Source organism: Thermoanaerobacterales bacterium, assembly GCA_030019475.1.
Lineage (GTDB): Bacteria > Bacillota > Desulfotomaculia > Desulfotomaculales > JASEER01 > JASEER01.
This window is the reverse complement of the sequence record JASEER010000021.1, coordinates 21,278-42,324: the sequence shown is the minus strand read 5'-3', so window position 1 is coordinate 42,324 and position 21,047 is coordinate 21,278. Positions and strand designations below refer to the sequence as shown.

Sequence of the window (21,047 nt, the reverse complement as noted above, 5' to 3'; positions counted from 1 at the left end):
GGTTAACGTGCAGGACAGACTCGCTACTCACTTCCCGGTAGTAGATCATGCCCGGCTCCTGGGGAAAAGTCTCCAACTGATAGGTCCGCCTGGTCTCCAGTTCTCCCCTCGGGTGTGGGTCAACGCTGATGGTGGTCACCGTCCTGCCCTGGAAGGTGGAGAGAAGAGTTGTACCTCTTCCTCCCCGCACATCTTGGGCGTACCTCTCGATCTGCCTCTCCGCCCTGCGGTGCAAATCGCTCCGGTGGTAGTAGGTAATGGGCTTCAGTTCGTAGACCTCCATCCATCCGGTACGAAGCTCCGCCACGAGATCCGGCCTGCGCTTCAGGGACGAGTCGTCAATAATGGCAGAGATCGGTTGGTTAGCCCATATATATCTAACCCCCCGCAACGCTTCGCTCGTGAATAACAGCGTTGCCAGTTTCTTGAACTCACCGTGGACTTGGACACCCTCTTGGCAAATCCTAATCTCCCCGGTGGGGTCCACGTAGATAACCGGATTGTTCCCGCAGTATACGTACGGGTGCAGCGTTCCGGGATCGGCCAGTTCTCCTGGATAGGTGTCCCTAGTCAAGAAGCGCCCGGCAACCGGGTCATAATACCGTGCTCTAAGATAGATGAGCCCGCTCGGGTCCTGCCACTCCCCGGTGAAGAGGACCGGGTTATGGTAGACATCGCCGGTAACGGACCGGATGCTGCCGAAGGCGTCGTATGTATAGTGAACCAGCGGGGTGGCATAGACATCGCTGATGACGCTGGTGCTGCCCAGGGCGTCCGGGTGATAAAAGATTAACCCCTCCGGGCCTTCCCTGGCTATTAACCTTCCGGCGTAGAAGTAACTGTTTCCGGAACCGCTCAGCTCGTCTTCTTCGACCAGTACCCTGGCGATTCCTCCCAGGGGATCGTTGAGGTAGGTGTATTCAGCATAGACACTGCCGGCAACGCTCATTCCGACGCGGTTGCCGTCGCCGTCGTAGCTGAAGGTAAGCGTTTTCTCGCCGTCGGTGTAACTGATTAACCGGTTGGCGGCGTCGTAAGCATAGTAGACGGCGTCTCCCACGGAGAGGAGGTTGCCGTTGGCGTCGTAGGCGCAGGGGGTGCCGTCGATGTCCACCAGCCGGTCGGCGGCGTCATAGATGTAGGTGGTGGTGCCCCGGGAGCTGGTCAGGGCCGTCCGGTTGCCAACCGCGTCGTAGGTGTAGGTGACGTTCTCCCCGTCCGGGTAGGAGACTTCCGTCAGCCGGTACAGGTCGTCGTATGTGTACCTGGTAATCTGATCATCTTGATCCGTTACGCTCAGCCGGTTGCCCACGTCGTCGTAGGTGTACTCGAACCTCGCCAGAACCCTCCCGTCGTAGACGTGTTCCAGCACCGTGAGACGCCCGGCTTCGTCATAGGCATAGTTTACGATAACACCATTGGGCATGACCTCCCGCACGCGGTTGCCCACGGCGTCGTACGATACGGTCAACTCGTAGACCATTCCGGACACTGAGATGAGGCGGTTCACGGGGTCGTACCCATAAGACAGTCGCCTGCCGCCCGGGTAGGTGAGGGCCGTCAGGTTGTCGTTCCCGTCGAAGGCATAGGCGATTGTCCGCCCGTTCCGGGTAACGGCGGTGAGGCGGTTCTTGTCGTCGTAAGTAAAGACAGTGCCGCCATTGGGATCGTCCACGCCTACCCGGTTCCCCGCCGGGTCGTAGGTGTAGGTGACGGTTTGCCCGCCGGGGTAGTGGATACGTGATAACCGGTTGGCTTCATCGTATGTAAAGGTGGTGGTCCTTCCCAAGGCGTCGGTAAGACTTGTCCTGTTGCCCGCCGCGTCGTAGGCGTAGCTTGTGGCGTTGCCGAGCGGGTCCGTTATTCGGGTCAGGCGGTTCAGTTCGTCGTATTCATACGTTCGGGTGTGGTAGGCGGCGTCGGTGACCGAGGTGAGATTGCCGTTGAGGTCGTAGGCGTAGGTCCAGGTGTTCCCCAGGGTATCGGTAACGGCCGCAAGCCGGTTCAGTTCGTCGTAGGCGTAGGTGGTGGTGTTCCCGTTGGGGTCGGTGACCGTGGTCCGGTTGCCGTTGTTATCGTAACTATAGGTAACAGTATGCTATAATTTGGAAGGCAAGGTAGGCAAGAGTTAATTTTTGTCGTTTTTTGTCAAAGCCCCATAAGCTAAGCCGTCCGGGATCAAATCCCCCGGACGGCTTTCTTACTACCCACCACTGTCGCTACCCCATGCGTTTTACCCCCCGCAGGCGGCGCGGCCGGCGGTGGTCCGGCGGCGGCGGGCGACAAAACGCTCCATCCGCTTGAAGGCCTCGGTCAGCTGTTCGACGGAGGCGGCGTAGGAGCAGCGCACGTGGCCCTCCCCGCTCTCGCCGAAAGCGTTGCCCGGCACGACGGCCACCTTCTCCTCCATCAGCAGCCGCTCCGCGAATTCCTCGGACGTAAGCCCGGTGACGCCGATGTCCGGGAAGGCGTAGAAGGCGCCCCCGGGCTCGAAACAGGGCAGGCCCATGGCGCCGAAGGCCTCGATCACCAGGCGGCGCCGGTAGTTGTACTGGTTGACCATGCGCCGCATCTCGTCCCGGCAGTGCTTGAGCGCCTCCAGGGCGGCCATCTGGGCCGTGATCGGGGCGCAGAGCATGGTGTACTGGTGGATCTTATTCATGGCGGCGATGACGTCGGCGTGGCCGGCGGCGTAGCCGATGCGCCAGCCGGTCATGGCGAAGGCCTTGGAGAAGCCCTGCAGGAGGATGGTGCGGTCACGCATCCCCGGCAGGGAGGCGAAGCAGGTGTGTTCCCCCTCGTAGGTCAACTGGGCATAAATCTCGTCGGCGATGACGATGAGGTCGCGCGCCGCCGCCGCCTCGGCGACGGCCGCCAGCTCCGCCCGGGGCATGACCGCCCCGGTGGGGTTGCTCGGGTAGCAGAGGAGCAGGGCCTTGGTGCGCGGGGTAATCGCCCGTTCGATCTGCCCGGCGCTGACGCGGAAACCCTGTTCCAGCGTGGTCGGGACGACCACCGGCCGTCCCCCGGCCAGGGCCACGCAGGGCCGGTAAGAGACGTAGCAGGGCTCGGGGACCAGGACTTCGTCCCCCGGGGCGATGACGGCCCGCAAGGCCAGGTCGAAGGCCTCGCTGACGCCGACGGTGACCAGGACCTCGCCGCGCGGGTCGTACGTCACGCCGAAGGCCTCCTCCACGTAGCCGGCGATGGCCTCCCGCAGGGCCGGCAGGCCGCTGTTGGCGGTGTACATGGTGTAGCCCCTCTCCAGGGCGTAAATGCAGGCCTCGCGCACCCGCCAGGGGGTGACGAAGTCGGGCTCGCCCACGCCGAGGGAGATGACGCCCTTCATCTCGGAGGCCAGGTCGAAAAACCGCCGGATGCCCGAGGGTTTGATCTCCCGGACGGTCGGGTTCAAGCGCGCGCTCCAGTCGGTCATGGCGACACCACCAGCCTGTGGTCGCCCTCGCCGTCCTCGACGATGACGCCCTCTTCTTTGAAGGTCTGGAGCACAAAGTGGCTCGTCGTGCTGGTCACGCCCTCCAGCGGGGCGAGCTTGGTGGCCACGAAGAAGGCGACCTCCTGCATGGTCTTCCCCTCGACCAGCACGGCCAGGTCGAAGGCCCCGGACATAAGATAGAGGGTCTTGACCTCCGGGAAGCGGCCGACCCGCTCGGCGATCGCCTGGAAGCCCACTTCGCGCTGGGGGGTCACCCGGACCTCGATCAGGGCCAGGACGCGTGAGCGGCCCGCTTTATCCCAGTTGATGAGGGTCCGGTAGGCGAGGATGGTGTGGTTGGCCTCGAGTTCGGCGATGGCCGCGCACACCTCCTCCTCGGGCTCGCCGAGCATGACCGCGATCTGGCGCGCGGTCAGGCGGGCGTCGTTCGCCAGGAGTTCCAGGATCTCGAGACGGCGGTCGGCGTTCATGGTGTGGGGATCAGCCTCCTCCAATGAGATGTGGGATGCGGGAGGAATGAGAAGCCCCGCCCTGATCTAAGGGCGAGGCTCTCTTTCCTCGCGGTACCACCCTAGTTGGCTCCCCCTTCCCTCGTAGGGCGGGAGCCCGCTCCGGCCCGGTAACGGCGGGCGTCCGGAAGGGCTTGGCGGCGCGGCGGCCGTTCGTCCTTCGGCTCCGGGGTGGCCCGGGCGCCGGGAGGGCCGGGCTCCCACCGCCCCCGGCTCGCTATCCCGTCCCGCTGTGCGCCCTTCTTCCCTTCACAGCCGTTGCAGCAGAAAGTTTGCTTGTAACTGTAGCATCCGGCCGGGGATCTGTCAAGGGGTGGTCAACCTGTCAGCGGCGGCTTCGGCGCGGGGTCTTGCGTCACCCGCCGGCAGGCCCGCACCAGGGCGAGGAGCAGGCCTCCAAGGACCGCCAGGGCCGCAGGCAGGTTGAAGCCCCAGAAGACGGAGAACACCAGGATGCCCACGAGGACGCTCCCCAGGACCCTGAGCACAAACCGGTGCGCCCGGTCCGGGCTTTGTCCCTCCTCAAACGGAAGTTCTTCGGCCTCATCCAGGACGTGCGTCAGGCTCTTCCGCAGGAGCCAGACGAGAACGGCGCTGAGCCCCAGGCCGGCGGCGGCCAGAGCGGCAAGAACATACGGGTCGCGCAGGCCGAAGGCCCGGATGACCACCGCCAGGTAGGCGATGAAGGCCCCGGCGAAGAGGTAGCGGTACGACGGCGGCTTCACCCCGTACAGGTCGGGGAACATCAGGGGGCCCATGGCGTTGGAGAACAGGATCAGCGCCCTCTTGATCCGCCGCGGCAGAAGCGAGCTATAGAAGGCCTTGATGCGACGGGCGTTGCGCATCATCAGGGGCGCCAGCAGCGTCATGGTGAAGACGTACGCGCCGGTCAACTGGTAGAGGTCGGAGCTGATGGCCCCCGCCTGCTGTCCCAGCGCGGCGTAGAGCATGGCGTATTCGCCGCGGGACACCAGGCCCGTCCCGACGGCCACGGCGCCGGCCGCCGGCAGGCCGCTCAGGAAGGCCAGCGATGAGCTGACCACTAACTCCACGGCCAGCGATATGCCGACGACGGCCGCCAGCAGGCCCAGCACCGGCGGGATCATCGCCGGGTCGATGAGCATCCCGAAGGCCAGGAAGAAGACCACCAGGAAGGCGTCGCGGAAGGGAGCGATCTTCTGGTGGATCCGCTCCTCCAGGGCCTTGTTGTTGACGATCATGCCGAGGACGAAGGCCCCGGCGGCCGACGGCAGCCCGGCGGCCACCGCCCCCGCCCCGGCCAGGAGCACCGCGGCGGCGACGACGGCCACAAACAGTTCCTCGGAATCGACGGCCTCCAGCCAGGCGGCGATCCGGGGGAAAACCTTGGCCGCGACCAGGATGGCCAGGGCGTAAAACAGGAAGACCTTGCCGACGGTGACCGCCAGGGGGCCGGTCTGGACCAGCCCCGTGGCCGCGATGCCGATGAGGGCCCCCATGGCGACGATGGCCACGAAGTCCTCAAAGACCATGATCCCCATCAGGACCTCGGCGTCCCGGGTGGCGGTGCGTTTCAGGTCGAACAGGAGCTTGGCCGTGACCCCGCTGGAGCTGATGGCGATGATGGCGGCCAGGAACCAGCGGTCGATGTCGCTCCAGCCGAGGGCCAGCCCCAATAAGAGCCCGGCACCCATCTGGGCGGCGATTTTGGCCGAGCCCACGACCAGGGCCGAGTTCTTGATCTGCGCGAAGCGCGCCACGGAGAACTCCAGGCCCAGGAAGAACATGAGGAAGACGACTCCCAGTTCGGACAGGACGTGTATCAGGCCGTCGTCCCCGACCAGCCCGAGGACGTTCGGGCCGATGACGGTTCCCAGGACGATGTAGCCGACGATAACGGACTGTCCCAGCCGGGAGGCGAGCCAGGCGCCGAGAAAGCCGAAGAAGAGGACGAGGCCCAGATCAAGTAACAGGCTGTGCTCCGTCAATAAGCCCTCACCTCCTTGTCAGTCGTCAGTCGTCGGACGTCGGGGGAGCAAAGACCCCACGGGCGATGGAAGGTCTCCGGTGCCCGGGCGCTGTTTTCCAGGATAGCTACTACTTGCCTTGTAGAAATTGGCGGAAGTCTTTGAAATGCTTCGCCAGGGCGACGATGGTATCGCCCTCCTGCAGGACGCAGTCCGGACCCGGGTTGGGAATGCTGTCCTCGCCCCGGATGATGGCGATGATCGAGACCCCGGTCTTGTGCCGGATGCCAAGCTCGCCGATGGACCGGCCGGCGAGGGGGGAGCCCTCCGTCAGCTTGAACCACTCGATACGCAGGCCCTCGATGGCGACCTCCAGGTCCTCCACGGCCTTCGGCTTGAAGAAGGCGCCGGACAGGATGGCCCCCACCTGGCGGGCTTCGTCGTCCTGCAGAGTGATGCTGGCCAGGGGCTCATCGTGACGGTCCATGATGTATAGCTCGCGCTTGCCGTCGTGGTGGATGACAATGCTCAGGTTCTCTTTGCGGTGCGTCCGCAGGCTGTACTTTTTCCCCAGACCGGGCAGGTCCGCCTCACGGAAGTAACCCACTCCCGCACAACCCCCTTATCCCTTTTATTCTGCGACACGTAGCTTAGATCCACTTGTTCAGGCGGAAAACGGCGTACATCCAGATTGACACCCCGAGCAGGCCGGCGGCGATGACCACGGTCGACCAGAGCGTGTGCTGCCCGGGCAGCGGGACGTTCATGCCGAAGAAACCCGTGAGGAAGGTCAACGGCATGAAGATCGTCGAGATCACCGTCAGGATGCGCATGGTGTGCGCCGTACGGGCGCTGATGATGGAGTTGTAGGTCGCCATCGCCCCGTCCACCAGGTCCTTGAAGGAGTCCACGGAGTCGGTGATGCGCTCGATGTGGTCCACCAGGTCCAGGTAAAAGGGAACGTTTTCCTCGGCCATCGGAAAGGGCAGCTTCCCGTTGGCGCCGGTGAGCATGCGCTTCTGGGGCAGGATCGCACGGCGCATGGCCAGGATGGTGCGCTTCAGGGAGAGGAACTCCTCGGTGACCTCCTGGTTGCGCCGGTCGTACATCCGGTCCTCGATCTCGTCGATGCGCTCGTCCACCCGTTCCAGGATGGGGAAATACTGGTCGATCAGCCCCCCCAGGATGGCGAACAGGAAATGGTCCGGCCCGTGCCGCATGCCCTCCAGGTTGTTGGCCAGGCAGTCCCGGGCGATGCGGCCCAGGGGCGGCAGGGTCCGCCGGTGCAGGGTGACGACGTAGTTGGGCCCCAGGTAAATATTCAACTGCTCAAGGGTGATTTCCTCGTCGCTGTCCTCTTCGTAACGGATGGCGTGCAGCGTGAAAAAGTGGTAGCCCTCGTAGCGGTCGATCTTCGCCCGGGGGCTGTAAGTCAAGCAGTCCTCGACGGTCAACGGGTGGAAACCGAAGACGCGGGCCACCCTGTTGATCTCGGTCTCCGTGAAGTTGAAAAGGTCGACCCACAAGAGGTTCTCTTCGCCCGCCAGGAGTCCGGTGCCGTCCAGTTTGATATCGTGCAGGATGCCGGCGCTTTCGGCATGGTAGCAGTAGGTCTTGATCATGGTCTTCCCCTCCCTCGGCGGTGAAATGCGCAGGATGCACCGCCCCGCCGGCCGGTGCGGTCGCGGGTATCGACATGGTACTCGGGTAGCCGTCGTCCATGCGCATTCACCTCCCGGGGGAAAACGCCCAAACAAAAAGCCTTCTCGCGGCAAGATCGGGAAGGCCTAAGTGAGCGCACCCACGCCTTCTCCACTCGTCCCAGCTTTGGCTCTCCACGGCTAGAGAGGAGATCTCAGCCGCATAGGTAGAACCTTAAGCCGGTAGTACCTGTTGACCCGTTAGCGTCTCTCGACGTTTCCGGGCAGCGGCATGTGTCCGTGCAGTAGCCTCACCTAACGAAGAACTACGGTGGGTATGTGTTTTTCTGTTCTTAGAGTACTACTTTTTAGGGCCGGTGACAACGAAGACTTACATCGTCAGCGTGCCCTGGGGTTGCCCGACCAGCTCCAGGATTTTCTCCTCCCGCCCGTTTTCGGCGTTGATATAGACCAGGTAGGTGTTCCCGCCGGCCGTGCCCCGGAACTCCCAGGTGAGTATCTCCTTGCCCCCGTCGGTAGGGATCACCGCCAGGCGGGAGGCCGTGACCTGCAGGTTGGAGCTGAGCTTCTTCCGCGCCTCGGCCTCGGACAGCTTCGGCTTCAGGTCGGCCCGCGGGTGGTGCATCATCAGCCAGCCGGCCTGCTCCAAACCCACCACCTGGCCGTTGTCCAGGGCGACGGTAACCTTCACCAGGTCCGGGTAAAGAACGACTCCGTCCTTCAGGCCGGCGAAGTTGTAGACCACCGTGTTCCACTGGCGCTGGTGGAAGGTGGGGGTGGTGTTCGCCCGCCCGCGGGCGGCCAGGAAGCGTTCCGCCCGGGCCTGGGCCTCGGCGACGGAGATCCGCGCCGCGCCGATCGGGCGGCTGGAGAGGTACCAGACCGTCTCCCCGCCTTGCTTGGTAAGGTCGGCGACAATGATCTCGTCACCTCCCTGGCGCTTGCCGGTGATTTCAACCCGGTAGGACTCCAAGAGGCCGCGGGTCGAGCCGGTCACCCGGGCCGTATAGGTGATGCCCTGCCGGCGGTCGACGGCCTTCAGGGCGCGGGTGCGCGCCTCGGCGGCGCTGATTCTCTCCTCCGGCAGCCCAAGCGGTGTCCGGCGCTCCAGGTGGTCCGAGAAGGGCCCGTCATAGATCAGGGTTGGATAGACCTCCATCTCCCGGTTGAGGGCCTGGAAGTCATCCTCGCCCGGGTTCACCGGCGCCGGCTTGCGCAAGGCCGACCGGGCCCGTATCTGCTCCCGGATGGCCCAGAACCCCAGGCCCTGTTTCTGTACGTCCTGCTCGACCTCGTGAAGCTGGCGGTTCAGGACGGCCGCCTGGTCGTACAGACGCTTGAGCGTCGCGTAGTGGTCCTCGGACGGCTCCCGCCCGAGGGCGGCCGAGCGCATCAGGCTGTTGGCGTAATCGCCGACCTGGTTGAGAAACTTGGTGGTCCGGACGAGGGTTACGTCGGTGACAGGCAGCTGGGCCAGGCTGGCCTGGGCCATCAGCGCCTGGCGCCAGATATCGGCAAAAACGGCTGTGTTCAAGGGCTCTGTTTCGGTTACCAGGCTCTTGCCGAGCATGACCTGCAGGCCCTGGACATGGTTCAGCGTCTCATAGAAGGCCCGTTGGTATTGGTTATTGAGCGCGGTCTCCACGCCCTGGCGGGTACGGGACTGGTCAAAGCCCCAGGCCGAAACCGCGACCAGGAGGAGCAGGCTCAGGGCGGCCGGCAACATCCAGCGTCTTTGCACGGTGGAATACCTCCCTACTCAAGCTAAACTAACCAGACCGTTCACCCAGCACTCAACCTTCACAAGGACATAACATATCAGACGCCACCCTGGAGCAAGAGGTCTTTTCTCTAATAGTGCCGGGCAACGGTCCTCAGCGTCCGAATACATGGCGGCCGATCTGGGTCACGATCCTCCTCGTCCAGATCCAGGGCGAGACAGGCTTATAGGGGTTCCAGAAAAAGGTCGCGCCGCCGGTGGGGTCCCAGCCGGACAGGGCCAACTGCGCGGCGCGAAGGGACTCCAGCGAGACCGGAACGCGCCAGATCAGGCCGTTTAACACGGATTCAAAGGCGGCCCCCTGGAAGACCACCCCGGCGATGGTGTTCGGGAAGGAAGCGCTCCGCACCCTGTTCATGATCACCGCCCCGACCGCCACCTTGCCGATAAAGGGTTCGGCGCCCGCCTCCCCCTGGATGACCCGGGCGAGAAGCCAGATGTCCCACCCCGTCCCGCGGCCCGAGGTCGCCGGGGCCGTCCGCGTCACCGGGTCCGCCAGGCCCAGCGCGCGCCAGGTCCGGTCGTCGACGGTGCCGGTGACGGCAAGGCCGTTTCCGGCCTGAAAACTCCGCACCGCCCGCCAGGTACGGAAGCCGTAGGCCCCGTCGATGGGGCCGCGGTAGTAGCCCCAGGCCGCCAGGCGCTGCTGCACGCGCTGCACCTGGTAGCCCTTCGCGCCCCAGTGCAGGGTCGGTTCGGCCCAGGCCCGCTCGGCCGGCACCAGGAAGCACGCCGCGGCGACCACCAGGGCCGCCAGGGCGGTTACAGCTTTTCGCTTATACTCCACGGGACATCCCCCTCATCCAGCTTGTCGCCCGTTATTCTTCCTGGATGGGGGCAAAAAAATGAGTCCCCTTTGCAGGGGACCGGAGAAAAGTTCGTTTACAGATGCGGCAGCCTTACCCCCCGTTGGACTTTCGGCAGGCGTTTGACCGGAGGTGCGCCAGGCGGGTCGGCTCGGGCAGGCGGTAGCCCCGGCAGCAGGACAGGGCGAGGTCCACGGCCTGTTCCAGGCCGATGCGGTGGCCGACCGAAACGAAGACCGGGCGTACGCCGCGCTTGGTGCGCAGGACGCATCCCACCGGTTCCCCCCTGTCGATCAGGGGGGCGGTGTCGCCCGGCTCCGGCCCCGGGTCTTCGAACTCCCCGACCAGCCGTGACTTGGCGACCCCGACGGTGGGCCGGTCGAGGAGGATGCCGAAGTGGCTGGCGATGCCCAGGCGGCGCGGGTGGGCCAGGCCGTGGCCGTCGAAGAGGACCACGTCGGGCATGCGGCTCAGGGCGGCAAAGGCCCGCTCCAGGACCGGCCCCTCGCGGTAAACCAAAAAGCCGGGCACGTAAGGGAAGGTGGCGTCGCCTTCGGCGGTGGCGACGTCCACCTCGGCCAGGCCGGGATAGGTGAGCACGACCACCGCCGCATAGACCCGGTTGGCGACGCGGGAGAAGGACACGTCGGCCCCGGCGACCAGGCCGACGCTGTCGAGGTCCGGCGCGCCTCCCACGACCAGCCGCGACCGCAAGGCCTCCTGCAGCGCGCGGGCCTCGGCGACGGTCTCCGGCCAGCAGCTGCCCCCCGTGTTCACGGGCGGACCTCACCGGCGAGCCACTCCAGGAAGGGCGGGTAACCGCGCTCAACGTCGAGTACGAGCACCGCCGGCACCTCGTAACTGTGCAGTTCCTTCACCGCGGCCACGAGCCGCTCCGCCAGGGCGTCGGTGGTCTTGGCGATGACGACCGCCTCGTCATCCTCGCAGAGCCGGCCGTCCCACCGGTAGAAGGAGCGGATGCGGGGGATGACGTTGGCGCAGGCCGCCAGGCGCCGCTCGACGAGGCCCCGGGCAATCCGGCGGGCCTCGTCCTCGCTTCCCGCCGTGATGTATACGAGTTTAGCCGCCAAAGTGGCATACCGTCCTTTCGCGGGCCGCCCGGTAGGAGCGCGCCGCTTCCACGAACCGCGGCGCCCACTCGGGCACGCCCAGGGCATGGATGTGGTTGTAGGCGGCGAAGACGTTCCGGAAGACGGCCCCGTCACGCCGCCCGTCGATGCCGTAACCCCGCCGCACCTGCAGCGCCAGCCGCACGCGGCCCCGGTCCAGGACCGTGACGGAGGAATGGTGGAACTCATGCCCCCGGACGAGGGCGCCTTGCGGGAAGAAGGGGTTCTCTTCCTCCACCGCGCAGAGCATGTAACCGTGGCCGCGCGGTTTTTCGTCCAGGTCGACCTCCAGCGGCAGGGCCCCGGCCATGGCGTAACGCCGCCCCTTCCAGGTCAGCGCCTCGCCAAGGTACATCAGCCCTCCGCACTCGGCGTAGACCGGCATGCCTTCGGCGGCCGCCCGGCGGATGGCTTCGCGCAGCCCGGCGTTGGCCTCCAGCTCCCCGGCGAAGACCTCCGGGAAGCCCCCGCCGATATAGAGGCCGTCCACCGGCGGGAGCGCGGGATCGAGCAGGGCGTCGATGTAAACCAGTGCGGCCCCGGCGCTCTGGAGGGCCTCCAGGTTCTCCGGGTAGTAGAAGGTAAAAGCCCGGTCGCGGACGACCCCGATGCGCGGGGCGCCGGCGGCCGGCGCCGGCGAAGGCTCGGTGCTCTGGAGCGGGGCGTCGAGGGGCGGGGCGGAGGCGGCGATGGCCAGGAGACGGTCAATGTCCAGGCGCTCGGCGGCGTCCCGGGCCAGAGCGGCAACAGCGGCGTGCAACGAGCTGTCCTCCCCGGCCGGGACCAGCCCGAGGTGCCGGTCCGGGACGGCATAGTCGGCCCGCTTCGGAATCGCCCCGACCACGGGAAGCCCGCAGTAGCGGTCGATGGCGCCCGTCAGCATGTCCAGGTGGCGGGGGCGGGCCACGTTGTTCAGGACAACCCCCGCGATGTTCAGCTCCGGGTCGAATTTCTGGCAGCCGAGGACGACGGCCGCCGCCGAGCGGGTCATGCGCGTCACGTTGAGGACAAGGATGACCGGGGCGGCAAGGAGTTTGGCCAGTTCGGCCGTGCTGTTGCTGCCCTCCAGGTCCAGGCCGTCAAAGAGCCCCATCGCCCCTTCGACAACGGCGACGTCGGCGTCGGCGGCGGCCCGGAAGAAGCTGTCACGGACGGTCTCGGCCGGCATTAGGTAGAGGTCCAGGTTGCGGCACGCGCGGCCCGCCACCTGCGACAGCCAGCTCGGGTCGATGAAGTCCGGCCCCTTCTTGAAAGGCTGGACGGCAAGGCCCCTCGCCGCCAGCCCGGCTACCAGGGTGGCGGTCACCGTGGTTTTCCCGGAACGGCCCTGCGGCGCGGCGATCACCAGCCTGGGACGCGGTTCGCTCAAGTCTCCCACCTCTCACCTCTCACCTCTCACTTCCCACTTCCCCGGCCCACACGGTAAGAGAAAGGAAACCCGGGAGATATTCCACCCCCGGGTTAGCTTTTGTGCGAGTTATGGTTTTTAGACGCAACCGGTCGGCTTCGGCAGGCCGCCCAGCTTGCAGGCGCCTTTGGCGGGGCCCGTCGGGAAGAGCTCGTAGATCTCCTTCAGGGGGATGCCGGTGTCCTTGCACATCTTGCGGATCATCGGCGCGATCCCGTTCTGCTTGAAGTACTCCTTGAGGTAGTTGATGACCTTCCAGTGGTTCTCGGTGAGTTCGTCGATACCCTCACCCTTGGCGAAAGCATACGCAATATCCTCGGTCCAGTCCTCCGGGTTGACGAGGAAACCGTCCTCGTCGACCTCCACCTGCCTGCCGTTAACTTCGACAAACGGCATTCCTAAAACACCTCCTGAATTATTGTGTTCGTCTTTTTTTTATCATAGCACAGTACGGGGTGCCCGTCGCAAGACGTTCAGTCCCATACCAGTGCCTTGCCGACCAAATCGATCAGGCCCTTGACCTCGACGCCCAGCTTGTGCTCCTTCACCATCGGGTAGAACTGGGCCTTGCAGATGGAGCAGGGAGCGCAGAGGATCTCGGCCCCGGTCTCCCGGATCTGTTCGGCCTTTCTGTTCGAAGCCATAATGCGGAACTCGTACATCTCAGGGTCGTCGAAGAGGATACCGGATCCGCCGCCGCAACAGAAGTTCTGCTCGCGGTTGGGCTTCATTTCACGGAAATCGGTGGTGACGGCGCGGATGATCACGCGCATGTTGTCACACAGCCCGCATGCCCGCACGTAGTTGCAGGGGTCGTGCAGGGTGACCGGCTGGCTGATCCGGGTCGGGTCCAGCTTCAGCTGTCCGGCCTTAATGTATGCCACTACCTCATCGTGGATATGCGTGACCGGGATACGCTTGACCTGCGGCAGGTCCGCCATCGTCGGGATGTACATCTTCGCCGCCCGCCAGCCGTGGCCGCACTCGCCCCAGACGATCTTGGAGCACCCGAGCCGGGCGGCCTCGGTCATGGTCCGGGTGACCAGTTCGCGCTGGATGCGGGTCTGGTCGGAGAGATACCCGAAGTTGCCGGCCTCGGTGATGCGGCTGGAGATGGTCCAATTCGCGCCGACATACTTGAAGAACATCGCGGCGCCCTTCAGGGTGTCCGCGTTGAGCATAAAGTCGGCCGACGAAGGCACGTAAAGGATATCCGACTCCGGCTTGTCGACCGGGAACTCCAGCTTGACGCCGTAGTCCTCCTCGATCTCCTCGGCCAGGAACTCAAGGGTGTCCTCGATACCGGCCTTGGTCAGGCCCATGTGGTTACCGGTGTTCAGGATGGCGACGTCGGTCGCCCCGTGGAGCTGAGGCACAATCCCCAGGTTATAGAGGATCTGCCGCCCGACCATGGTCACCTCGCAGGTGTCGATGCCGAACGGGCAGACGTGGCCGCAGCGGCGGCACTCCGAACACTGGTAGAAGTAGCTGTACCACTTCTCCAGCATCTCCGGGGTCAGGTCCTCGGCCCCCACCAGGCCGCCGAAAAGACGGCCCTGAACCGTGAAGTAACGCTTGTAGACCTTCCGGATCAGGTCGGCGCGGTTGGCCGGGATATTGTTCGGGTCATGCGTGCCGAGGTAGGTATGGCAGTTCTCCGCGCAGAGACCGCACTTCACGCAGGACTCCATGGCCATCACAAAGGAGCGGACCTTCTTGCGGAAGTCGTCCAGGTACTTGATGGCCATCTCGACTTTCTGGTCGTCGGGAACCGGAATGACCCCCAGCTGGGACAGGACCTTGTCGGTGGCCTTCTTCGTGGTTCTCAGCTTGACGTCGAACATAGGCGGCGCATCCATGAGCTTGCCGCCGGTCTTCCCGCCGAAGCGGGCGATCCATTCATCTTTTCCTGGCGGTGCTTCCAAATTCTTAGCCACATCCAACACCCCCTTTCATACGGCCTCTACTTCTGTAAGGGGACCTGCACACCGGGCAGGCCCACGGGCCATTCCTTGTACGGGCGGTTGACGATCCACCGTTCCCAGAACATGCCGAAGGTGTGCATCAGCTTGGAGAACGGGAAGACGATCATCAGGATCTGCACGAACAGGAAGTGATACAGGAAGAACGCGTTATCCGGGAACGGCAGCGGTTGGAAGAGGAACAGGCCGGCCAGGAATTCCCGCACCTCGGCGTAGGTCATGTGCGCCTCGGGGACGAGACGCATGTAGTTGCCGATGCAGGCGATGGTGATCAGCAGCACCAGGTGCAGGTAGTCGCTGGTGGCGGAAACCGCCTTGACCTTCTCGACGGCGAAGCGGCGGTACAGGAGCCATACGAGCGCAAGGAGGAAAATCAGACCGAACATGGTGCCCAGGAAATCGGACGCCGCTGTGCTCTGCTCGGCGGTGATGATGCGCGGCGCGACCCAGTTGAACTGCTCGCCGAGGGTATAGAAACCGACGACGTGCCCGCCCAGGACGTTGATCAACGCGAAATGGAGCAGGAAAGCGCCCGGCCACAGCCCGCGGTCGAACTTCAGGACGTTCCACATGGTCAAAAGCTGGATCACCGGGTGCAGGACGGCCTCCACCCAGTTGCTGGCGAAAGGTGACAGGGTGATGTTGTGTACGATCCTCGGGATCATCCAGCGCCAGATGCGCCACGTGATGCCGCCGAGGAAGATGGCCACGGTAATGTAAGGCATTACCTGGCCGACGAAGACCTCCATTCCTTGCACCTCCTCCGGGCAAAGTAGCGATCAAACCTAAAGGACCTCAGGCTCTTGTGTTCACATTCCTAAAAGGCACGGATACCGGGAGAACTTACAGACATTCCGGCGATAACGGCACAGCCGTCCCCTGCCGGACGGGGTTTCTTTCTCTTCGCTCTCTTTCACCTCCCGGTATCTCCGCCGGATAGCTTCGGAACCGGACTAGAGTTCCTGCAACGTGGGAGCGCCGTTCGGGCAAACGGTGACGCAGGTCTCGCAACCCAGGCAGTCGGTCGGGTTCGTGACGTGGCACTTCCCGTCCTGCAGGACCAGAACGCTCGCCGGGCAAGCTTCGACGCACTCGCCGCAGCCGTCGCACTTGCTCTCGTCGATGGACACCATGAACATTGCCATACGCCTCCTTGAACTGCATGTAGTAGTGGTTTGGTCGTCAGTCAGTCCGCATCCGCGCAAACCGGCGCCTTATCCCCCCGGGCAACACCGGTGCCACGCCCCCCAGATCACGAGCCGGGACGTGGAAGAAGAAACAAGCCGCCTCCCATAGAACAGGGCCGGAATGCGAACGCCCCGTCATCCGCGCAGACCTATCCGGACGGACTTGAACGGCTACACAACCCCATATTTTTTTGTTCGTTATGCTCGGCAAGATTCCTTCTTGGCGATAAGAACTTTTTTAAGCAAATCCGGGCGCATAACCCGTCGGAGGCAACATAGCATTTCCCTGTGAGACGGTCAAGCCGTTTGTGAAGTCGCCCCCGAGGTTATTAATCGGGCTGTGCCCGGGCTACGGGCTCTTGCGGCCGCTGACCGATGATTTCGCGCCGCGGTGGCGTGGATCTCACTGGTAATGGACATTTGTCTTGAGGCAATTGACAAGGCCTTTCGGCCTGTACTATAGTAACGGTGAGCACATGGGGCGCCGGTCTTTGTGCGCTCAAGAGCAAGGTTGCGCCCAAGTTTTTACCGCCTGGTATTTGCACGCCGGGCCCGTATTCGCGCATTGCAGCGGGCGGGGCGTGGGAGGGGCGGTTTGTGGTATCCTTTACCAGGATACGGCGGGGTGGGCATTGTTTTTGGTCAGTCAGCCAGTTCGCTGAGGAGGAGGTGTGCGGAAAACACAGTCGTCGGCGCTGAGCGCCGGGTATCAAAGCCGGTTGCCGGGCATCACGCTGAGATGCCGGGCATTCAAGCTCTGCAGTTGAGCAGGTAGAAGGAGGTTTGATGGTCGCTATGTCTTTCGAATTCAAACCGAAAGTCCCCCAAAAGGAACTTAATTACCAGGAACTCCGCATCTACACCGACGAGGAGCTGCAGAACCCCTCTGACGAGGAGCTTAAGAGTTTTAAGGTCAAGTATGACATCCCCATGCTGGAGCAGCTCGAGTCCGGCCCGTGGCCCAGCTTCGTGGCCGACCTCAAGGTCGAGGCCCTGCGCCGGAGAAAGCTCGCCGATGACCGCATGATGATCTCCCGGGACGTCGTGGAGGACCTGCTCGGCCAGGTCGAACTCTCCTTCGAGCACGGCGAGACCCACTGGAAGCACGGCGGGATCGTCGGCGTACAGGGGTACGGCGGCGGCGTCATCGGACGTTACTCCGACGTGCCGGACAAGTTCCCCGGCGTGGCTCACTTCCATACGGTCCGCCTGAACCAGCCGGCCAGCAAGTTTTACAAGACCGACTTCCTCCGGGCGCTGGCCGACCTCTGGGAGTTCCGCGGCAGCGGTATCTTCAACCTGCACGGTTCCACCGGCGACATCGTCCTGCTCGGCACCTTCACCGAGCAGCTGGAGCCGATCTTCCAGGAATGCGCCCACCACCTCAGCCAGGACATCGGCGGCTCGGGCTCCAACCTGCGCACGCCGTCCTGCTGTGTCGGTAAGGCCCGCTGCGAGTTCGCCCTGTACGACACCCAGGAAATGTGCTACGACATGACGATGCACTACCAGGACGAACTGCACCGCCCGATGTTCCCGTACAAGTTCAAGTTCAAGTTCGACGGGTGCCCCAACGGCTGCGTGGCGTCCATCGCCCGTTCCGACCTCTCCTTCATCGGCACGTGGCGGGACAACATCCGCATCGACCAGGACGCCGTCCGGGGCTACGTTCAGGGCGACATCGTCCCGAACGCCGGCGCGCACCGCGGCCGCGAGTGGGGCAAGTTCGACATCCGGAAGGAAGTCGTCGACCGCTGCCCGAGCGGCTGCATGAAGTACGAGGACGGCGTGCTGACCATCGACGACGCCGACTGCGTCCGCTGCATGCACTGCATCAACACCATGCCGCGTGCCCTGCGGCCGGGTGTCGATACGGGCGTCACCATCCTCTGCGGCGCCAAGGCCCCCATTCTTGAGGGCGCCCAGATGGCGACCATGATCGTGCCTTTCATGAAGGCCGAGCCGCCCTACGACAACATCAAGGAAGTCATCGACAAGGCGCAGGAGTTCTGGATGGAAGAGGGCAAGAACCGCGAGCGCATCGGTGAATTGATCCAGCGCGTCGGCCTGCCGAAGTTCCTGGAAGCCGTCGGGCTGCCGCCCGCGCCGCAGCACGTTTGGAAGCCGCGGGAGAACCCGTACATCTTCTGGAAAGCCGAGGACGTGCCGGGCGGCTTTGCGCGCGACATCAGCGACTACCGGAAGCGGCACGCGCGGTAGTGATTCTTACGCCGGCCGCCCGGCGGCCGCGTAACGAAACGGTGAGACTATCTTACGGGAGGGTGTTAGTATGGGCCTCTCTACCACGAAGTTCGGGGTATACAACCCTGATAATCCGCAGGAGAACCGCATAACCGATATCGGGCCGCGCTACTACTGGGACTTCTTCCCGCCCATCATCCAGAGGAACTACGGCAAGTGGCTCTATCATGAGGTCCTGGAGCCCGGCGTGCTGGTGCACGTCTCCGAGACGGGCGAGAAGGTCTACACGGTGCGCGCCGGCGGGATGCGCATTATGAGCGCGGCCTTCGTCCGCGAAATCTGCGATATCGCCGACAGGCACTGCGACGGCTATGTCCGCTTCACCACCCGCAACAACATCGAATTCCTCGTCGACAGCCCGGAGAAGGTCGAGGCCCTTAAGAAGGAGCTTGAGAGCCGCAAGTTCTTCTCGGGCGCCAACAAGTTCCCGGTCGGCGGGACGGGCGCCGGCATCACCAACATCGTCCATACCCAGGGCTACATCCACTGCCACACGCCGGCCACCGACGCCTCTTCGATGGTCAAGGCGGTCATGGATGAACTATACAACTACTTCGGCAGCATGACCCTGCCGGCGAAACTCCGCGTTTCCATGGCCTGCTGCCTGAACATGTGCGGCGCCGTGCACTGCTCGGACATCGCACTGCTGGGCTACCACCGCAAGCCGCCGATCATCGACCACGAGTGGCTGGCCAAGATGTGCGAGATTCCAACGGTCATCGCCTCCTGCCCGAAGGCCGCCATCTCCCCCGGCGCGACTCCGGACGGAAAGAAGACGGTCAAGATCAAGGACGAGCGCTGCATGTTCTGCGGCAACTGCTACACCATGTGTGCGGCCCTGCCGCTGTCCGACAAGGAGGGCGACGGCGTGGTCGTGCTGGCGGGCGGCAAGCTCTCCAACCGCATCTCGGCGCCGAAGTTCTCGAAGGTCGTCGTGCCCTTCCTGCCGAACAACTTCCCGCGGTTCCCCGAGGTGTGTGAGACCGTCAAGCGTATCGTCGAGGTCTACGCGACGCATGCTAACAAGTACGAGCGGCTTGGTGACTGGGCCGAGCGGATCGGCTGGGAGAAGTTCTTCGAGCTGACCGGCCTGCCCTTTACCGACCACCTTCTGGACGACCACCGCCTGGCATACGATACGTACCGGACGAGCACCCTGTTCAAATACACGGACGCCGCATGGGCGGTTTCCAAGGCGGCAGGTGGCGTAGACTAGGAGTCCACACCCATTAGAAGGGGAGGTTTGATGCGTGGACGAGATCAAGAAGATTATCGTGGAGTACCTCACCAACGCGAAGAAGTCCAAGCACTACTTCAAGGACCTGGAAAAGGCCGTGAAGGATAAGGTTCCCGGCGCCGGCCTGAGGGACGTTAAGAAGGCCTGCAACGAGTTGGTGAACGAGGGGACGGTCGCCTACTTCATGACCGGCAGCACCACCATGTACTGCCTGGCCAGCCGCCAGAGCGAGACGACGACCAAGGACGAATAAGGAAACATAGCAGGGCGACCGCCGAAGGCGCCTTGCTCAGCGGAGGCCGCCCGCCCGTCCGGCGGGCGGCCTCTTTCCCTTTTAAACCTGAGGGGAAGGAGCGAGCATGCGCATGCCGACACCTCAAGACGCCGAGCGCTTCATCGAGGAACAGAAGCAATACCTGCGGAGCAACCCCGAGTGCGCCACCGCCCTCTACAACCTCGGCGTGGCCGCCATGCAGCAGGGCCGGCTCGACGAGGCCGCCGAGTACTTCCGGCAGTCCATCGAGGACGGCGCCCGAATGTTCGAGGCCTGGGTGAACCTGGGCTATATTTATTACACGAAGGGGGATCTCGAGGGAGTCATAGAAGCCAACAAGAAGGCCGTCGAGATCGAGCCGCGCTACGCCCGGGGGTACGCCAACCTCGGCTTCGCCTACCTGCAGGCGGTCCGCACCGAGGAGGCCATCGTCGCCCTCGAAAAGGCCATCGCGCTGAACCCGCGCATCGCCCAGGCTTGGGCCAACCTGATCAGCGCCTACCTGCAGAAGGGAGACGTCCAGCGGGCGGTGGAGACCGGCGAGAAACTGGTGGACATGGCCCCCGACTTCGGCCTGGGCCATAACAACCTGGCCTACGCCTATCACGTGCAGGGCGAGCACGCCAAGGCGGCGAAGCACGTGGACCAGGCCCTGGTTAACGGCTTCCCGGTCCACCCCGACTTCCTGAAGGAACTGGAACCCTACCGCGGAGAGCGAGGCGAGGCCGCCGATGTTTAACGACCTGATCACCCGCTACGAGCAGCTGGCGCTGGCGGCTGAGCAGGCCTTTGAGCAAATGCGGGGGGAATACCCGGAGGAGGTCAAGTGCGAGCGGGGCTGCATCGACTGCTGCCACGCCCTCTTCGGGCTCTTCCTGATCGAGGCCGCCTATCTGCGGGAGAAGTTTGAACAGCTCGGCCCGGACCGGAAGCGGGAGGTCCTGGCCCGCGCCGGGGAGGCCGAGGAGCAACTGCGCCGGATCCAGGAGAGACTGAAGGCCGCCTACCCGGATGATCCGGACATGCAGGCCTACGCCATGGCCAGGGAGCGCGTCAGGTGCCCCTTCCTTAACGACCGGGGAGAATGCGCCGGTTACCCCTTCCGGCCGATCACCTGCCGCGTCTACGGCATCCCGGTGACCGTCCAGGGCGCCGGCCGCGCCTGCTGGAAGGCCGCCTTTGCTCCCGGCCGGCCGTACCCGGCCTTCAACCTGGACCGGGTGTACAGGGAACTCCACGAACTGTCGCGCGCCTTGCTGGAAAAGGCCGGGCAGCAGGACCTGGACCGGGCGTCCCTGCTCCTTCCCGTGTCCACCGCCCTGAAGACGCCGCCCCAAAGCCTGCTGAGGGGCGAACCGCCCATAAATGAAAACGCCCCGGATCCCCGGGGCACGGAAGAGTGAGGCGC

Annotated in this window: 20 protein-coding genes and 1 riboswitch; of the genes, 5 read left to right on the top strand and 15 right to left on the bottom strand. The window is 64.2% G+C overall.

All coding sequences use genetic code 11. The features are described 5' to 3' along the window. The 15 genes from QMC81_07140 to QMC81_07070 all read right to left on the bottom strand — a co-directional run. Positions 1 to 1,789 (bottom strand): RHS repeat-associated core domain-containing protein (locus QMC81_07140; protein MDI6907241.1); only part of this gene is annotated, 1,789 nt, incomplete at its 3' end. Between the two features lie 444 nt (positions 1,790 to 2,233). After that, entirely contained in the window at positions 2,234 to 3,436 is a 1,203-nt protein-coding gene (locus tag QMC81_07135) for an aminotransferase class I/II-fold pyridoxal phosphate-dependent enzyme (protein ID MDI6907240.1), read from the bottom strand. Continuing rightward, on the bottom strand, positions 3,433 to 3,927 hold the full coding sequence (locus QMC81_07130; protein MDI6907239.1) for an Lrp/AsnC family transcriptional regulator: 495 nt from the start codon (positions 3,925 to 3,927) through the stop codon (positions 3,433 to 3,435). Before QMC81_07130 ends, QMC81_07135 begins: the two co-directional genes overlap by 4 nt. A 356-nt stretch (positions 3,928 to 4,283) precedes the next feature. After that, positions 4,284 to 5,933, bottom strand: a complete 1,650-nt coding sequence (locus tag QMC81_07125) for a cation:proton antiporter (GenBank protein ID MDI6907238.1) — start codon at positions 5,931 to 5,933, stop codon at positions 4,284 to 4,286. 109 nt (positions 5,934 to 6,042) lie between these two features. After that, entirely contained in the window at positions 6,043 to 6,519 is a 477-nt protein-coding gene (locus QMC81_07120; GenBank protein MDI6907237.1) for a cation:proton antiporter regulatory subunit, read from the bottom strand. 43 nt (positions 6,520 to 6,562) lie between these two features. Further along, entirely contained in the window at positions 6,563 to 7,534 is a 972-nt protein-coding gene (locus tag QMC81_07115) for a magnesium transporter CorA family protein (protein ID MDI6907236.1), read from the bottom strand. Positions 7,535 to 7,716: 182 nt separating this feature from the next. Continuing rightward, positions 7,717 to 7,882: riboswitch (M-box (ykoK) riboswitch) on the bottom strand. A 61-nt stretch (positions 7,883 to 7,943) separates the two neighbouring features. Beyond that, the gene (gene ypeB, locus QMC81_07110; protein ID MDI6907235.1) at positions 7,944 to 9,314 is read right to left on the bottom strand and encodes a germination protein YpeB; all 1,371 of its coding nucleotides are present in this window, start codon (positions 9,312 to 9,314) and stop codon (positions 7,944 to 7,946) included. A 133-nt stretch (positions 9,315 to 9,447) separates the two neighbouring features. After that, positions 9,448 to 10,140 carry a spore cortex-lytic enzyme gene (gene sleB / locus QMC81_07105; GenBank protein MDI6907234.1) on the bottom strand — a complete coding sequence of 231 codons (693 nt, stop codon included), beginning with the start codon at positions 10,138 to 10,140 and terminating at the stop codon, positions 9,448 to 9,450. A 112-nt stretch (positions 10,141 to 10,252) separates the two neighbouring features. Then, entirely contained in the window at positions 10,253 to 10,936 is a 684-nt protein-coding gene (gene nfi, locus QMC81_07100) for a deoxyribonuclease V (GenBank protein ID MDI6907233.1), read from the bottom strand. Next, positions 10,933 to 11,250 carry a divalent-cation tolerance protein CutA gene (gene cutA / locus QMC81_07095; GenBank protein ID MDI6907232.1) on the bottom strand — a complete coding sequence of 106 codons (318 nt, stop codon included), beginning with the start codon at positions 11,248 to 11,250 and terminating at the stop codon, positions 10,933 to 10,935. The genes nfi and cutA overlap by 4 nt, the downstream gene beginning before the upstream one ends. Further along, complete coding sequence (locus QMC81_07090; GenBank protein MDI6907231.1) at positions 11,240 to 12,658, bottom strand: cobyrinate a,c-diamide synthase; 1,419 nt, start codon at positions 12,656 to 12,658, stop codon at positions 11,240 to 11,242. The genes cutA and QMC81_07090 overlap by 11 nt, the downstream gene beginning before the upstream one ends. Before the next feature lie 117 nt (positions 12,659 to 12,775). Then, positions 12,776 to 13,093, bottom strand: a complete 318-nt coding sequence (locus QMC81_07085) for a TusE/DsrC/DsvC family sulfur relay protein (GenBank protein MDI6907230.1) — start codon at positions 13,091 to 13,093, stop codon at positions 12,776 to 12,778. A 77-nt stretch (positions 13,094 to 13,170) separates the two neighbouring features. Next, positions 13,171 to 14,634, bottom strand: coding sequence for a (Fe-S)-binding protein (locus QMC81_07080; protein MDI6907229.1), 1,464 nt, complete (start codon positions 14,632 to 14,634; stop codon positions 13,171 to 13,173). Positions 14,635 to 14,660: 26 nt separating this feature from the next. After that, positions 14,661 to 15,428 carry a respiratory nitrate reductase subunit gamma gene (locus tag QMC81_07075; protein MDI6907228.1) on the bottom strand — a complete coding sequence of 256 codons (768 nt, stop codon included), beginning with the start codon at positions 15,426 to 15,428 and terminating at the stop codon, positions 14,661 to 14,663. Between the two features lie 204 nt (positions 15,429 to 15,632). Continuing rightward, positions 15,633 to 15,818: a 4Fe-4S binding protein gene (locus tag QMC81_07070; protein ID MDI6907227.1), complete on the bottom strand. Its 186-nt coding sequence runs from the start codon at positions 15,816 to 15,818 to the stop codon at positions 15,633 to 15,635. Positions 15,819 to 16,661: 843 nt separating this feature from the next. Here QMC81_07070 and dsrA point away from each other — a divergent pair. The 5 genes from dsrA to QMC81_07045 all read left to right on the top strand — a co-directional run bounded on the left by dsrA (position 16,662) and on the right by QMC81_07045 (position 21,042). Then, positions 16,662 to 18,086 carry a dissimilatory-type sulfite reductase subunit alpha gene (dsrA, locus tag QMC81_07065; GenBank protein ID MDI6907226.1) on the top strand — a complete coding sequence of 475 codons (1,425 nt, stop codon included), beginning with the start codon at positions 16,662 to 16,664 and terminating at the stop codon, positions 18,084 to 18,086. Positions 18,087 to 18,156: 70 nt separating this feature from the next. Beyond that, positions 18,157 to 19,344 carry a dissimilatory-type sulfite reductase subunit beta gene (dsrB, locus tag QMC81_07060; protein ID MDI6907225.1) on the top strand — a complete coding sequence of 396 codons (1,188 nt, stop codon included), beginning with the start codon at positions 18,157 to 18,159 and terminating at the stop codon, positions 19,342 to 19,344. A gap of 34 nt (positions 19,345 to 19,378) precedes the next feature. Continuing rightward, positions 19,379 to 19,618, top strand: coding sequence for a dissimilatory sulfite reductase D family protein (locus QMC81_07055; GenBank protein MDI6907224.1), 240 nt, complete (start codon positions 19,379 to 19,381; stop codon positions 19,616 to 19,618). Positions 19,619 to 19,724: 106 nt separating this feature from the next. Further along, positions 19,725 to 20,378, top strand: coding sequence for a tetratricopeptide repeat protein (locus tag QMC81_07050; GenBank protein ID MDI6907223.1), 654 nt, complete (start codon positions 19,725 to 19,727; stop codon positions 20,376 to 20,378). After that, positions 20,371 to 21,042: a YkgJ family cysteine cluster protein gene (locus tag QMC81_07045; protein MDI6907222.1), complete on the top strand. Its 672-nt coding sequence runs from the start codon at positions 20,371 to 20,373 to the stop codon at positions 21,040 to 21,042. Before QMC81_07050 ends, QMC81_07045 begins: the two co-directional genes overlap by 8 nt. Positions 21,043 to 21,047: the final 5 nt, after the last annotated feature.